The organism is Pelomonas sp. Root405, assembly GCF_001425165.1.
GTDB lineage: Bacteria > Pseudomonadota > Gammaproteobacteria > Burkholderiales > Burkholderiaceae_C > Pelomonas.
On the sequence record NZ_LMDU01000013.1, the window covers coordinates 218,889 to 232,967 of the forward strand.

Annotated in this window: 14 protein-coding genes; 4 read left to right on the forward strand and 10 right to left on the reverse strand. The window is 66.2% G+C overall.

What is annotated here, in order from left to right; genetic code table 11:
- Nucleotides 1-40: 40 nt before the first annotated feature.
- On the forward strand, nt 41-856 hold the full coding sequence (locus tag ASC81_RS16985; RefSeq protein ID WP_056269434.1) for an outer membrane protein assembly factor BamD: 816 nt from the start codon (nt 41-43) through the stop codon (nt 854-856).
- Here the strand turns inward: ASC81_RS16985 and ASC81_RS16990 are convergent, their stop codons facing one another.
- Complete coding sequence (locus tag ASC81_RS16990) at nt 857-2,800, reverse strand: ATP-dependent DNA helicase (protein WP_056270010.1); 1,944 nt, start codon at nt 2,798-2,800, stop codon at nt 857-859.
- Between the two features lie 94 nt (nt 2,801-2,894).
- Nucleotides 2,895-3,098, reverse strand: coding sequence for a YdcH family protein (locus ASC81_RS16995; protein ID WP_056269436.1), 204 nt, complete (start codon nt 3,096-3,098; stop codon nt 2,895-2,897).
- Between the two features lie 62 nt (nt 3,099-3,160).
- Here ASC81_RS16995 and ASC81_RS17000 point away from each other — a divergent pair, with 62 nt between their 5' ends.
- Nucleotides 3,161-3,931 (forward strand): PP2C family serine/threonine-protein phosphatase, encoded by a 771-nt coding sequence (locus tag ASC81_RS17000; RefSeq protein ID WP_056269438.1) that lies wholly within the window; start codon nt 3,161-3,163, stop codon nt 3,929-3,931.
- Here the strand turns inward: ASC81_RS17000 and ASC81_RS17005 are convergent, their stop codons facing one another.
- From ASC81_RS17005 to ASC81_RS17030, 7 genes are all read right to left on the reverse strand, one after another.
- The gene (locus ASC81_RS17005) at nt 3,932-4,522 is read right to left on the reverse strand and encodes a hypothetical protein (protein ID WP_056269439.1); all 591 of its coding nucleotides are present in this window, start codon (nt 4,520-4,522) and stop codon (nt 3,932-3,934) included.
- The gene (gene zapE, locus ASC81_RS17010) at nt 4,519-5,619 is read right to left on the reverse strand and encodes a cell division protein ZapE (protein ID WP_056269441.1); all 1,101 of its coding nucleotides are present in this window, start codon (nt 5,617-5,619) and stop codon (nt 4,519-4,521) included. Before zapE ends, ASC81_RS17005 begins: the two co-directional genes overlap by 4 nt.
- Nucleotide 5,620: 1 nt before the next feature.
- Nucleotides 5,621-7,042, reverse strand: a complete 1,422-nt coding sequence (gene lpdA, locus ASC81_RS17015) for a dihydrolipoyl dehydrogenase (RefSeq protein ID WP_056269443.1) — start codon at nt 7,040-7,042, stop codon at nt 5,621-5,623.
- A 4-nt stretch (nt 7,043-7,046) separates the two neighbouring features.
- On the reverse strand, nt 7,047-7,226 hold the full coding sequence (locus ASC81_RS27085; RefSeq protein ID WP_156392199.1) for a hypothetical protein: 180 nt from the start codon (nt 7,224-7,226) through the stop codon (nt 7,047-7,049).
- Nucleotides 7,223-7,744, reverse strand: a complete 522-nt coding sequence (locus tag ASC81_RS17020; protein WP_056269446.1) for a zeta toxin family protein — start codon at nt 7,742-7,744, stop codon at nt 7,223-7,225. Before ASC81_RS17020 ends, ASC81_RS27085 begins: the two co-directional genes overlap by 4 nt.
- A 16-nt stretch (nt 7,745-7,760) precedes the next feature.
- The gene (gene odhB / locus ASC81_RS17025) at nt 7,761-9,014 is read right to left on the reverse strand and encodes a 2-oxoglutarate dehydrogenase complex dihydrolipoyllysine-residue succinyltransferase (RefSeq protein ID WP_056269447.1); all 1,254 of its coding nucleotides are present in this window, start codon (nt 9,012-9,014) and stop codon (nt 7,761-7,763) included.
- A gap of 87 nt (nt 9,015-9,101) precedes the next feature.
- Nucleotides 9,102-11,957: a 2-oxoglutarate dehydrogenase E1 component gene (locus ASC81_RS17030; protein ID WP_056269449.1), complete on the reverse strand. Its 2,856-nt coding sequence runs from the start codon at nt 11,955-11,957 to the stop codon at nt 9,102-9,104.
- A 298-nt stretch (nt 11,958-12,255) separates the two neighbouring features.
- On the opposite strand from ASC81_RS17030, the gene ASC81_RS17035 reads away from it, so the two are divergent.
- Nucleotides 12,256-13,098, forward strand: coding sequence for an isopenicillin N synthase family oxygenase (locus ASC81_RS17035; protein ID WP_056269451.1), 843 nt, complete (start codon nt 12,256-12,258; stop codon nt 13,096-13,098).
- An 8-nt stretch (nt 13,099-13,106) separates the two neighbouring features.
- On the opposite strand, the gene ASC81_RS17040 is transcribed toward ASC81_RS17035, so the two are convergent.
- Complete coding sequence (locus ASC81_RS17040) at nt 13,107-13,706, reverse strand: 3'-5' exonuclease (protein ID WP_056269453.1); 600 nt, start codon at nt 13,704-13,706, stop codon at nt 13,107-13,109.
- 38 nt (nt 13,707-13,744) lie between these two features.
- Here ASC81_RS17040 and ASC81_RS17045 point away from each other — a divergent pair, with 38 nt between their 5' ends.
- Nucleotides 13,745-14,065 (forward strand): hypothetical protein, encoded by a 321-nt coding sequence (locus ASC81_RS17045; RefSeq protein WP_235533688.1) that lies wholly within the window; start codon nt 13,745-13,747, stop codon nt 14,063-14,065.
- Nucleotides 14,066-14,079 lie beyond the last annotated feature (14 nt).

Sequence of the window (14,079 nt, forward strand, 5' to 3'; positions counted from 1 at the left end):
TCTTAGTGACCTGCCGGCAGCATCGCCGTCGACTTCAGACATGTTTGTTGAGAAATTCAAGGCCGGCCGCATCGTCGCTGGCACTGTCCTGATGGCGTTCGCGCTGGGCATGAGCGGCTGCGGCTCCACGGCCAAGGATGACCCGAACTCCCAGGCGGCGCTGGACAAATTGTATGCAGAGGCCAAGGACGACCTGAACGCCGGCAGCTACGACCGTGCGATCAAGGCGCTGGAGCGCATCGAAGGGCGCGCCGCCGGCACCACCATGGGCCAGCAGGCCACGCTGGACCTGGCCTGGGCCTACTACCGCACGGCGGAGCGCGCGCAGGCGATTTCGACGCTGGACCGCTTCATCAAGCTCAACCCATCCAGCCCGGCCATGGACTACGCCCTCTACATGAAGGGCATCGTCAACTTCAACGAGGACCTGGGCCTGTTCGGCCGCCTGGCCAACCAGGACGTGTCCGAGCGCGACCAGCAGGCCTCGCGCGAGGCCCTGCTGGCCTTCCGCCAGCTTGTCGAGCAGTTCCCTGAGTCGAAGTACGCGGCCGAGGGCACGACGCGGATCAACTTCATCACCAACACGCTGGCGGCCTACGAAATCCACGTTGCGCGCTACTACTTCAACCGCAAGGCCTATGTTGCCGCGGCCAACCGTGCGCAGGCGGCGGTGGCGGAGTTCCAGTACGCGCCCGGCATCGAGGAGGGCCTGTTCATCATGAGCGAGAGCTATGACAAGCTCGGCCTGGCCCAGTTGCGTGACGACGCCCGCCGCGTGCTGGACAAGAACTTCCCGAACAGCATCTATGCGTCGGGCAACGCCGACAGGCGCAAGCCTTGGTGGCAGCTGTGGTGATCAGACGCGTGAGGCGCTGAGCTCTTCCAGCCAGGCCAGCGCCTCGGCCTCGTTGGCCACCGGCGTCATCGGCGGCAGGGCCGCACGCAGCCGACGGCCGTAGTTCATGCCCGCCATGCGTGGGTCACATACCACCAGCAGGCCTCGGTCGCTCTCCGTGCGGATCAGGCGGCCCGCGCCCTGCTTCAATGCGATGGCCGCCTCGGCCACGAAGTACTCCGAGAAGGCATTACGACCTTGCGCCTCCAGGCGCTGCACACGCGCCTCCACGAGTGGGTCGTTGGGCGGCGGGAAGGGCAGCTTGTCGATGAGCACACATTGCAAGGCGTCGCCAGGCACGTCGATGCCTTCCCAAAAGCTTGCGGAGCCGACCAGCACCGCCGCGGGGTTGTCGAGGAAGCGCTGTAGCAGCACGCGTTTGGGCAATGCCCCCTGCTGCAGCACTGCGATGGTGTCGCCGGCCTCCTCGAAGCGCTCGCGCAGCGCATCGGACACGGTCTGCAGATTGCGCAGTGTTGTCGTCAGAACGAAGGTGCGCCCGCCCAGGGCACGCGCGAACCGGGAGGCGAGCAAGGCGACGCTGGCCGGGTGGCTCGGCTCGCTCGGCTTGGGAAAGCCACGCGGGACATAGAGCCGCGCATGGGCGGGATAGTCGAAGGGGCTGCCGACGCGCAGGACCTCAGCTCCCGTCAGGCCGGCGGGCTCGGTGAACCAGGTCAGGCCGTCGTCGTCGCCAAGGGTCGCCGATGTGAAAACCCAGGCCTTGGGCGCCGCTTCGAGTTGCTGTTGCATCGCCTCGCGAATGTCCAACGGCGACTCGACGAGACGCGCCGCATGCGGGCTGATGTCGATCCAGCGCACATCGCCCGGGTCGGGTTCGGCGGCGAACTGCCTGGCCAGCTCGCGCAGCTCCTGGGCGCGCTCGCAAAGGCGAGCGAAATCGGGTGCGGCTTCGCGCACGGCTGTCAGAGCCTCGAGCGCTTGCACACAAGCCTGTTCGACGCCCGCAAGCGCCGCACCGAACGCCGGCTGACTGGCACGCTCTCGCCAGCCGAGCTTGAGCGTGCCGCGGAGTTCACGTCCGGCGGTTGCCAGCGACCCCGCCGCAGCCAGGCGCAGCTCCCGCGCTGACTTCTCGATGCCCGCCTGCAGACCCTGCCAGTCGTTGACGCCGCGCGCATGGGTCAGGCCCTGGGCGAGCAGATCGCGCGAGAAGTCGATCAGCGCCGCCGTGCCCAGCAGCGTTCCGAGGAATTGCACGCCCGCCTCGGCGAGCTGGTGCGCTTCGTCAAAGATCGCGATCTCGACGCTGGGCAGCAGCTCGGCCACGCCGGTGTCGCGCAGGGTCACATCGGCAAAGAAGAGATGATGGTTGACGACGACGACGTCAGCCTCCATCGCTTCGCGCCTGGCCTTGACGACGTAGCAGGCCTTCCAGTCAGGGCACTCCTGGCCAAGGCAGTTCTCACGGCTGCTGCTGACGATGGGGATGATGGGCGAACGCTCGTCCAGGCCGTCGATCTCGGCGAAGTCGCCCGTCGCGGTGCTCAGCGCCCAGCGTTCAATGCGCGCCAGCGACAGCGCCGTGCGGCGGTCGGGGAACTCCCCAGACACGCGCGCCTCCTTCATGCGGTGCAGGCAAAGGTAGCTGCTGCGGCCTTTGAGCAGCGCCAGGCGCACTGGCGTGCTCAGCGCCTTTGTCAGCCTCGGCAGGTCGCGCAGGAAGAGCTGGTCCTGCAGGCTCTTGGTGGCTGTGCTGATCAAGGCGCGGCTGCCTGCCAGCAGGGCCGGCACGAGATAGGCAAAGGTCTTGCCGACGCCCGTGCCGGCCTCGACGACCAGCGCCTGGCGGCAGCTGAGGGCACGCGCGACTGCACGGCTCATCTGCAACTGCTGTTCACGCGGCTTGTAGCCCGGGTCCAGCCGCGCCAGCGGGCCGTCCATGTCGAAGGCAGCGTTGACAGCCTGTTCGAGCTCGTCGGCGGCAGGCGGAGCAGCGGGTGTGGCCTGATCTAGGGCGTCGAGCCAGTCGTCGAGATCAGGCTCTGTCATCGGGCTCGGCGTTCACTTCCAGCCGCGCAATCATGTCGCGCAGCGCCAGACGGCGCTTCTTGAGCCGCTGCAGCGCCAGCTCGTCCAGCGGCGACTGCTCTGCCAAGCGATCAATCATCGCGTCGAGGTCGGCATGCTCCATGCGCAACTCGATGAGCCGCCGCGGCAACGAGTGAAGTTGTTCATCCATCCAAGGGTTTACGAAGGCGGTTCGATCAGGGCGAAAGCCCACTGGCCAGTATAGTTTTCGGCATGCCCTCACCCACCGCCGTCGGATTCCGACTCAACGCCGCTACCGGCACCCATCGCGGGGACCGGGCCTATCAGCAAGACCAGGTGGCCGTTATCGCACACCCCCGCGTCGCCGGTTGCATGATGGGCATCGTGGCCGATGGCATGGGCGGCAAGAGCGGCGGGCGCAAGGCAGCCGACCAGGTGATCCTGACCGCGCGCCAGCTCTTCGAACGCTACTCGCCGGGCGATGAACTGCCCGCTGAACTGTTGAGCCAGATCACGTCAGAGGCCCATCTGATGATCAAGCTGACAGCCATCTCCGCCGAGGAGGAGCCCCACAGCACGATTGCCGGGTTCGTTGTCACCAGCGACCGCAGCGTGCACTGGATCCACTCCGGGGACTCGCGCATCTACTGGTTCCGCGGCGCGCGGCTCGTGAAGCGCTCGATGGACCATTCCTACGTGCAGCGCCTCGTCGACGAGGGCCAGCTGACCGAGGCCGAGGCCAGTTCGCATCCGCAGAGCAATTTGCTGACGGCCTGCCTGGGCACCGTGCAGGACCCCACGTCCACGTCGGAGCGTTTTGAAGGCCTGGAGGTGGGCGACACGCTGATGTGCTGCAGCGACGGCCTTTGGCACTACTTCACCGCCCAGGAGCTGGGCAGCGTGCTGCACAGCCTACCGCCGCGCGAAGCGGCCGAGCTGCTCGTGAGCAAGGCGCGTCAGCGCGCGCGCGGCGGCGGCGACAACCTGTCGATTGCCATCGTCAAGGTCGACAACCTCGACTGATCAATTCGGCTTGGACGCTGCGGACGCGCCCGGAAGCGGCAGCGGCGCTGCCAAGGGCTTGCTGCGGTTCTTTTGCTTGGCCTCGTGCTCGGCCATGCGTTGCTGCTGGCGCTGCGCCCGTTCCTGCGCGCGTTCGCGTCGCTTGGCGGCCTCCGCCTCTGCCTGGTCGGCGGCCCGGCGCCTGGCCTTCTCTGCTTCGGCGGGGCTGCGGGCCCGAGGCGCCTGCGATGCTCGCTCTGCCGGCACCGAAGGAGGCGGCGCCGCGACGGAACGTTGGTGGCGCTGGCCCTGCTCCTGGGCGGCGGCCAGTTCACGATCGCGCACGCGCTGAGTTTGGGCGGCAGCGCGCTGGCGGCGCTCCTGGGCAGCCAACTCATGCTCGTGCCGCGTCAGCGGTGCAAGCGCTTGGCGGCGGCGCTGGTCTAACGCTTCAAGGCAGGCCGCCACGCTGAAGCGCTGCTGGCATTCGGCCTCTTCCCGGGCAAAGCGCTGCTCGATGGCCGCGCGCTGGGCGGCGACCTCGGCCCGCGTCGCAAGCTGGGGCGACGACGCCGCGGCGGTGGCAAGCAAGATCAGCGCAGGCAAGCTCATGTCAACGAAGTATCGACCTCGCGGCGAGCCAGGGCCAGGTATTCGGCCGAGCGCATTTCCTGCAGCCGCGATACGGTGCGCGGAAACTCGTGCGCCAGCGGCCCTTCGGTATAGAGCTGCTCAGCTGGCACCGCGGCCGAGATGATGAGCTTGACGCGGCGGTCATAGAGCACGTCCACCAGCCAGGTGAAGCGGCGCGCCTCGCTGGCCAGGCGCACTGGCATCTCGGGCACGTCGGACAGGATGACGGTGTGGAACTGGCTGGCCAGCTCCAGGTAGTCGTTCTGCGAGCGAGGGCCGCCGCACAGCGTCTGGAAGTCAAACCACACCACGCCGCCAGCACGCCTGCGGGCGAGGATGGCGCGGTGCTCGATCATGAGCTTGCGATCCTCGTCCTGGGCCTCCGCGAGCGATTCAAAGGCCTTGGTGAGCGCAGCTTCGGTCGTCTCGTTCAGCGGCGTCAGGTAGAGGTTCATATCCTCCAGCGTGCGGCGACGGTAGTCGGTGCCGGCGTCGACGTTGATGACTTCGAGGTGGGCCTTCAGAAGCTCGATGGCGGGCAGGATGCGGTCGCGGTGCAGGCCGTTGGGGTAGAGCCCGTCGGGGTGGAAATTCGACGTCGTGATGATGGACACGCGGTTGCGGAACAGCGCGTCCAGCAGCCGATGCAGGATCATTGCGTCGGTCACGTCAGCCACGTGGAATTCGTCGAAGCAGATCAGGCGGAAACGCCGCGCGATGCGTTTGCCGAGTTCGTCCAGCGGGTCTGCGATGCCCTTGAGCTCCTGCAGCTCGCGGTGCACCTCGCGCATGAACTCGTGAAAGTGCAGACGCGTCTTGCGCTGCAGCGGTACGGCCTGGAAGAAGCAATCCATCAGGAAGCTCTTGCCTCGGCCGACACCGCCGTACATGTAGACGCCGCGCGGGATGGGCGGGCGCACCAGCAGCTTGGTCACCGCATTCGCGCGGCGAGCCTTGTAGCTGGCCCAGTCGTCCTGGCAGCGCTGCAGGGCCGAAACCGCGCGCAATTGCGCTGGGTCGGCCGTGTAGCCGCGCTCGGCCAGCGTCTGCTGGTAGAGCTCGGTGACTTGGGTCACGTCAGAAATTGAGCGTGCGCTTGTCGATGGCGAGCGCCGCTTCCTTCGTTGCTTCGGACAGCGAAGGATGGGCATGGCAGATGCGCGCGATGTCTTCGGCCGAGGCCTTGAACTCCATCGCGACGACGGCTTCCGAGATCAGCTCTGACGCAAACGGGCCAATGATGTGCACGCCCAGGATCTCGTCGGTCTTGGCGTCCGCCAGGAACTTGACGAAGCCGGTCGTGTCACCCAGCGCGCGGGCGCGGCCGTTGGCCAGGAAGGGGAATTGGCCCGCCTTGTAGGCCACGCCTTCGGCCTTCAGCTGCTGCTCGGTCTTGCCGACCCAGGCGATCTCGGGGCTGGTGTAGATGACCCAGGGCACAGTGTTGAAGTTGACATGCCCGTGCTGGCCGGCCATGCGCTCGGCCACGGCCACGCCCTCTTCCTCGGCCTTGTGCGCCAGCATCGGGCCGCGGACAACGTCGCCGATGGCCCAGACGCCCGGCAGATTGGTCTTGCAGTCATCGTCCACCACGATGGCGCCGCGCTCGTCCAGCTTCAGGCCAACGACATCGGCACCCAGACCGATGGTGTTGGGCACGCGACCGATGGAGACGATGAGTTTGTCGACCTCCAGCGTCTTGGCCTCGCCCTTGGCATCGGTGTAGGCAACGCTGACACCCTTCTTGGACGTCTTGACTTCGCCGACCTTCACGCCGAGCTGGATGTCCAGGCCCTGCTTCTTGAAGACCTTGGCGGCTTCCTTGGCCACGCTCTCATCCACGGCGCCGAGGAAGGCCGGCAGGCCTTCCAGCACCGTGACTTCCGCGCCGAGGCGGCGCCAGACCGAGCCCATCTCCAGGCCGATGACGCCGGCGCCGATCAGGCCCAGTTTCTTGGGCGTCGAGCCGACTCGCAAGGCGCCGTCGTTGGACAGGATGTGCTCTTCGTCGAACGGCACGCCGGGCAGCGCGCGGGCGTTGGAGCCGGTGGCGATGACGACCTGTTTGGCGGCGATGACCTCCTCGCCTGCCTTCAGTTCATAACCGCCATCCTTGGCGGCAACGAAGGACCCACGGCCGTGGAAGAACGTGACCTTGTTCTTCTTGAACAGGTAGACGATGCCGTCGTTGTTCTGCTTCACGACCTGGTCCTTGCGGGCCAGCATCTTGGCGACGTCGATCTTGACGTTGTCCGCCGTGATGCCGTGGTCGGCGAAGTGGTGGTTCAGGTGCTCGTAGTGCTCGCTGGACTGCAGCAGCGCCTTGGACGGGATGCAGCCAACGTTGGTGCAGGTACCGCCGAGGGCGGGGCCGCCCTTGTCGTTCTTCCACTCGTCGATGCAGGCCACGTTCATGCCCAACTGGGCCGCGCGGATGGCCGCGATGTAGCCGCCGGGGCCGCCGCCGATGACGACGACGTCGAATAGCTTGGTGCTCATGGGATTAGTTCACTTTCAGTTTGACGAGTTGGCCGTCCTGCTGGACGACCAGATACGTATTGGTCTGTTTGGCGAGCTCGCGGGCGCGCTGCCGGGCGCGCTCGAAGGCGGCTGCGGCGTTGCGGAAATCGGGGGATTTCGCTGTAGACAAGGGAGCCGGGATAGTGGGTTTGGCAGTCTTCAAGAGTCGCTCCAGTCAAGCACATCGAAGAACGTGCTGGACGCATCGATCAGCATCCAGGCATCAACCAACGGTTTGTACACATGCTCGAAATTGGCCCAGCCCGCGTGAAACCTGCGTTCGATGACATCCGCGGGGATGTGATGTCCGCCCTGACGCACACGCTGCGCCACTCGCTCGATAGCGAACTGGGCGCTCGGTAGCCTCAGAAAGAACAGCTCGATGCGATAGCCCGCCTGCTTCCACCGTCGAATGGACTGCGCGTAGGCACGCCCGCTCAATGTGGTCTCAAAGGCAAAGCTTTCCCGTCGCCCCGCATGCCGCTCAATCTCCGTCAGCATGAGCCGGCCAGCCGCGAGCGCTGCCGTTTCTGGCGCGAACGGCGCCAGCCCGGCGGCGATCAGATCGGCATTGACGTAAACCGGGCACTGCGCTTCTTGCGGCAGGAACTCTCTCGCGAAGGTCGTCTTGCCGGCCCCGTTGGGACCGGACAGGATGATCACGCGAGGCGCCGAGGACATGCCCGCGTGTCCGGTCTCAGATGTCGAACAGCAGGCGAGCCGGATCTTCCAGCGCTTCCTTCATGGTCACCAGTCCCAGCACGGCTTCGCGGCCGTCGATGATGCGGTGGTCATAGGACATGGCGAGGTAGTTGATCGGGCGCACGACGACCTGGCCGTTCTCGACGACCGCGCGGTCCTTGGTGGCATGGACACCCAGGATGGCCGACTGCGGCGGGTTGATGATGGGCGTGGACAGCATGGAGCCGAAGGTGCCGCCGTTCGAGATGGAGAAGGTGCCGCCGGTCAGGTCGTCGATGGACAGCTTGCCGTCCTTGGCCTTCTGGCCGAACTCGGCGATCTTCTTCTCGATGTCGGCGAAGCTCATCTGGTCGACGTTGCGCAGCACCGGCACGACGAGGCCGCGCGGCGAACCGACCGCAATGCCGATGTCGAAGTAGCCGTGGTAGACGATGTCGTTGCCATCGACCGACGCATTAATGATCGGGTACTTCTTCAGCGCCGCGACCGCCGCCTTGACGAAGAAGCTCATGAATCCGAGCTTGACGCCATGTTCCTTCTCGAACTTCTCCTGGAACTTCTTGCGCATCTCCATGACCGGGGCCATGTTGACTTCGTTGAAGGTGGTCAGGATGGCGTTGGTGGACTGCGACTGCACCAGGCGCTCGGCGATGCGGGCGCGCAGGCGGGTCATGGGCACGCGCTGCTCGGGGCGGTCGCCGAGGTTCTGCTGAGCCGGTGCGGCGACTGCGGGTAGCAGCTTGGCGACAGGGGCCGCCACGGCGACGGGGGCAGGCACGGCCGGCTTGGCGGCAGCGCCGAGGGCGTCGCCCTTGGTCACGCGGCCGTCCTTGCCGGAGCCGGCGACATCGGTGGCGGCCAGGCCCTTCTCGGCCAGGATCTTGGCGGCGGCGGGCATGGCCACGTCGCCCTTGTTTCCGCCGGTGGCGGCGGCAGGCGCAGCAGCCGTGGCGGGTGCAGCAACCGGAGCGGCAGCAGCAGGCGCCGGAGCCGCGGCGCCGGCTTTGCCTTCGCTGTCGATCTTGGCGAGCAGCTGCTGGCTGGTGACGGTGCTGCCGTCGGCGACCAGGACGTCGCTCAGCACGCCGGACGCAGGCGCGGGCACTTCAAGAACGACCTTGTCGGTCTCGATCTCGACGAGGGTTTCGTCGATGGTGACGACTTCGCCGGGCTTCTTCTTCCAGGTCAGCAGCGTGCCCTCGGAAACAGATTCGGAAAACTGGGGGACTTGAACGTCAACGATGGCCATGGTGGGAGGCTCCGTGTCTTTTATTGGGTGTGGTGTGCGCAGGCGCAAGCGAACGCAGCGCCCTGAATGGCGCCGCGCAACTCGGTCTTATTTGGTAAGGATGAAGCCCTTGAGCTTGGCGAACGCCTGATCTAGCAGCGCCTTCTGCTGCTCCTGATGCAGGTGGGCGTAGCCGCAGGCCGGGCTCGCGCTGGCCGGGCGACCGGCGTAGCCCAGCTTCTGGCCTTCCGTCATGTTCTCGTGCACATAGTGCTGCACGAAGAACCAGGCGCCCTGGTTCTGCGGCTCGTCCTGGCACCAGACGATGTCGGTGGCGTTCGGGTACTTCTTGAGCTCGGCCGCGAAGGCCTTGTGCGGGAAGGGGTAGAGCTGCTCGACGCGGATAACGGCCACGTCGGCGGACTTCTTCTCCGCACGCGCCTTGACCAGGTCGTAATAGACCTTGCCCGAGCAGACGATGACGCGCTTGACCTTCTCTGCGTTCAGCGCCGCATCCTGCTCGCCGATGACGGTCTTGAATTCGCCCTTGGTGAAGTCGGCCAGCGGCGACGTCGCGTCCTTGGCGCGCAGCAGGCTCTTGGGCGTCATGATGATCAGCGGCTTGCGGAACATGCGCAGCATCTGGCGGCGCAGCACATGGAAGATCTGCGCGGCATTGGTCGGCTGCACGATCTGCATGTTGTTGTCCGCGGCCAGCTGCATGAAGCGCTCCAGGCGCGCCGAGCTGTGCTCGGGCCCCTGGCCCTCGTAGCCGTGCGGCAGCATCATCGTCAGGCCGTTGGAGCGGCCCCACTTCACTTCGCCGGAGGCAATGAACTGGTCGATGACGACCTGCGCGCCGTTGACGAAGTCGCCGAACTGCGCTTCCCAGATGGTCAGCGTGTTGGGCTCGGCGGCGGCGTAGCCGTACTCAAAGCCCAGCACCGCTTCTTCCGACAGGATGGAGTCGATGACGGTGAACGGTGCCTGGCCGTCAGCCACGTTCTGCAGCGGGATGTAGGTGCCGGCGTCCCAGTTGGCGCGATTCTGGTCATGCAGGACGGCGTGGCGGTGGGTGAACGTGCCACGGCCGCTGTCCTCGCCGGACAGGCGCACCGGGTAGCCCGAGGCCACCAGCGACGCGAAGGCCATGGACTCGCCCATGCCCCAGTCGATGTTGATCTCGCCGCGGCCCATCGTGGCGCGGTCCGCGTAGAGCTTGGCGACGAGGTTGTGCGGCGCGAAGTCCTTGGGCAGCGTCGTCAGCTTCTCGGCCAGTCGCTTCCATTCGGCCACCGGGATGGCGGTGTCGCAGCTGTCGGTCCACTTCTTGCCGAGGAAAGGCGACCAGTCGGTGGCGAACTTGCTCTTGAAGTTGGTCAGGACCGGGTCGACCGTGTGGCGACCTTCGTCCATCGCGGCGCGGTAGGCCTTGACCATGTCGTCCGGGCCTTCGGCCGGCAGCACGTTCTGCGCGACCAGCTTGTCGCCGTAAACCTTGCGCGTGCCGGGGTGGGCAGCAATCTTTTTGTACATCAGCGGCTGGGTCAGCGCCGGGGTGTCCTGCTCGTTGTGGCCCAGCTTGCGGAAGCAGACGATGTCCAGCACCACGTCCTTCTTGAACTCGGCGCGGTAGTCCATGCAGAGCTGGGTGGCCCAGACGACGGCCTCGGGGTCGTCGCCGTTCACGTGCAGCACCGGTGCCTCGATCATCTTGACGACGTCGGAGCAGTACCAGGTCGAACGCAGGTCGCGCGGGTCGCTGGTGGTGAAGCCGATCTGGTTGTTGATGACGATGTGCACCGTGCCGCCGGTGCGGTAGCCACGCGTCTGCGCCATCGCCAGCGTTTCCTGCACGACACCCTGGCCACCAAAGGCTGCGTCACCGTGCACCAACACGGGCAGCACCTGAGCGCCGACAGTGTCGCCACGGCGGTCCTGGCGGGCGCGCACGCTGCCTTCGACGACCGGGTTGACGATCTCGAGGTGGGACGGGTTGAACGCGAGGCTCAGGTGCACCGGGCCGCCAGGCGTCGACACGTCAGAGCTGAAGCCCTGGTGGTACTTCACGTCGCCAGCGGGCAGGTCCTCGGCGGCCTTGTGCTCGAACTCGGCGAACAGGTCGGCGGGCATCTTGCCCAGCGTGTTGACCAGCACGTTCAGGCGACCACGGTGGGCCATGCCGATGACGATCTCCTGCACGCCGCGCTCGCCGCCGCGCTGGATCAGTTCGTCCATGGCGGCGATGAAGCTCTCGCCACCTTCGAGCGAGAAACGCTTCTGGCCGACGTAGCGGGTGTGCAGGTAGCGCTCCAGGCCTTCGGCCGCGGTCAGGCGGTCGAGGATGTGCTTCTTCTCGTCGGCCGTGAAGTTGGGCTTGCCGCGTGCCTTCTCCAGGCGCTCCTGCCACCAGCGCTTTTCGCCGGGGTCGGAGCCGTGCATGAACTCGGAGCCGATGGAGCCGCAATAGGTCTCGCGCAGGGCCTGCACGATCTGGCGCAGCGTCATCGTCTCGCCACCGAAGTAGCTGTTCACGGCGCTGAACGAGATGTCCATGTCGGACTCGGTCAGGTCGTAGAACGCGGGGTCGAGTTCGGGAATCTTGGGACGCTCGGCGCGCTTGAGCGGGTCCAGCTCCGCCCAGCGGTTGCCGAGAAATCGATAGGCCGCGATCAGCGACTGCACGTGCACCTGCTTGCGGGCGACGGCCAGATCGGCGCTGGAGGCCTTGTTGGCGAAGGCGTTGGCCTTGGCGCGCTGGGCGAAAGATTCGACGACCGGCGCATGGGCCACGTCGCGGGCCTCGCTGCCGTCAACCGCCGGGACATGCTGCAGCGCGTCGAAATAGGCGCGCCAGTTGTCGGGGACGGAGCCCGGGTTGTCGAGGTAGGCCTCGTACATCTCCTCCACATACGGCGCGTTACCGCCGAACAGGTAGGAGTTGGACCTGTATTGCTGCATCATCTTTCGCTCACCTCATGCCCCGGTTTCCAGGGAGTTGGCTGGTTGAAGAACCTTCCGCGACACGGCTCGACCGATTGGCGGATTGCGACCCACCTTCGCTGCTGCCAGCAAAAGGGACGGGAAGGAATAAAAGTATCAGGGCCGGACTCTAGCACCCCGGGTTTGCCCGAGCCGGTGTCGGAGGCGCGACAAAGTTCACGAACCGACATGCGGCAAAGTTGACTGGCCCGTAAACTTGTCAGTCGCGCCAGCCCCGAGATTGAATGGCTGTTCGCAAGGGACATTCAGGAGATCCCCGATGCAAGTCCAGGTCGTTGACTACCGCGCACCCGACGCCGCCGAGAAGTTCACCCGCTCCCTGCACGAGACCGGCTTCGGTGTGCTGACCAACCACCCGATCCGCCAGGGCCTGGTCGAGAAGATCTATGCCGACTGGCTGGCTTTCTTCAACAGCGACGCCAAGGACGACTTCGCGTTCTCCAAGGAGACGCAGGACGGCTACTTCTCGACCGCCATCTCGGAGACCGCCAAGGGCTCCAAGCAGAAGGACATCAAGGAGTACTTCCATGTCTACCCGTGGGGCCGCATCCCGGAGCAGTTGAAGGCAGACGCCCTCACCTACTACCGCGAGGCCAACGCGCTGGCTGAGGAACTTCTGGGCTGGGTCGAGCGCTACACGCCACCTGAAATCGCCGCCAAGTACCGCGAGCCGCTGTCCAACATGATCAAGGGGAGCACCAAGACTTTGCTGCGCGTGCTGCGCTACCCGCCGTTGACAGGCGAGGAGCCGGCCGGCTCCATCCGCGCGGCGGCGCATGGCGACATCAACCTGCTGACCATCCTGCCGGCCGCCAACGAGCCCGGCCTGCAGGTGCTGGGCACCGACGGCGCCTGGCACGACGTGCCCTGCGACTTCGGCACGCTGACCATCAACATCGGCGACATGCTGCAGGAGGCGTCGGAAGGCTACTACCCGTCAACCCAGCACCGCGTCGTCAACCCGACCGGCGAAGGCGCGAAGAAGAGCCGTGTGTCGCTCCCGCTGTTTCTGCACCCGCGCGACGACGTGGTCCTCAGCGACCGCTACACGGCCAACAGCTATCTGGACGAGCGCCTGCGCGAACTCGGGGTGAAGGCCTGAGGCGCCTGCTAGACCGCGGCCGGGGGCATGGCCGCAAGAGCCCGATACACCAGCAGTGAAGCGTGCGCGTCGTTGGCGGCGTACTGCAACTGCTGCGGGCTGAGGTTGCGGCTGGCCCAATTGGACGTGGTGATCTTTTTGGACTTGGGCAGGCGCTGACCCAGGACGATGGCAACCGCGGCCCGAAGGCCGACGGCCTGCTTGAAGCCCAGGCGCCGAACCATGTGGGAAACGTCGATACCGCCGAGGAACTGAGAGCCCAGCTTCCTGTGCAGCGGCTTTTGGTCGGAAGCCAACCCGAAGCCCACCTTGGCAACGGCGGCCGACTCCAGCATGGCGCGCAGGAAGGCCAGCGTTTCCGGCTTCTCCGTATGGACGATGAAGGCGTGCTCTGCGGTAGCGAACTGCACGATGTGCGGTCCCGTCTGCTCTCCGCCAGCGACGAACATGGGCTTGCTCTCGGTATCAAAGCCGACATGCCCGGCCCGACGAAGCTCGCCTTCTGCGAACTCGCACTGCGCCGCGTCGCAAAGCACATGGATGCGGTCGGGTGTCAACGCACGATAGGGCGGCAGTACCGCAATTTGTTCGCTCGTGGGCCTGTCCATCGTTCAAGTATGCACGGGGTGGGCAAGTCGGCGCAGGCATGATCGCGGCACGCATGGGCCAGCCGACACGAGTCATCGAGATCCACCCCGAGGCGCCGCCCAAGCCGGCGGTTGGGGACACCTGCAACGGCTGCGGCGTCTGCTGCCTGGCCGAACCCTGCCCGCTCGGCGCCGTGTTGAGTCGCCGCCTCAAAGGTCCCTGCGTGGCCCTGCGCTGGGACCGCGACCGCTATGTGTGCGGCGCGCTGACGGCGCAGTCGAGCGGCGTCCTCGGCAGTTTCGGCGGCTGGCTGGTGCGGCGCTGGATCGCCGCGGGCGCGGGCTGCGACTGCTCCCTAGAAGTAGCGGGCAAGCCCTAGCCGGGCAGCCGGCA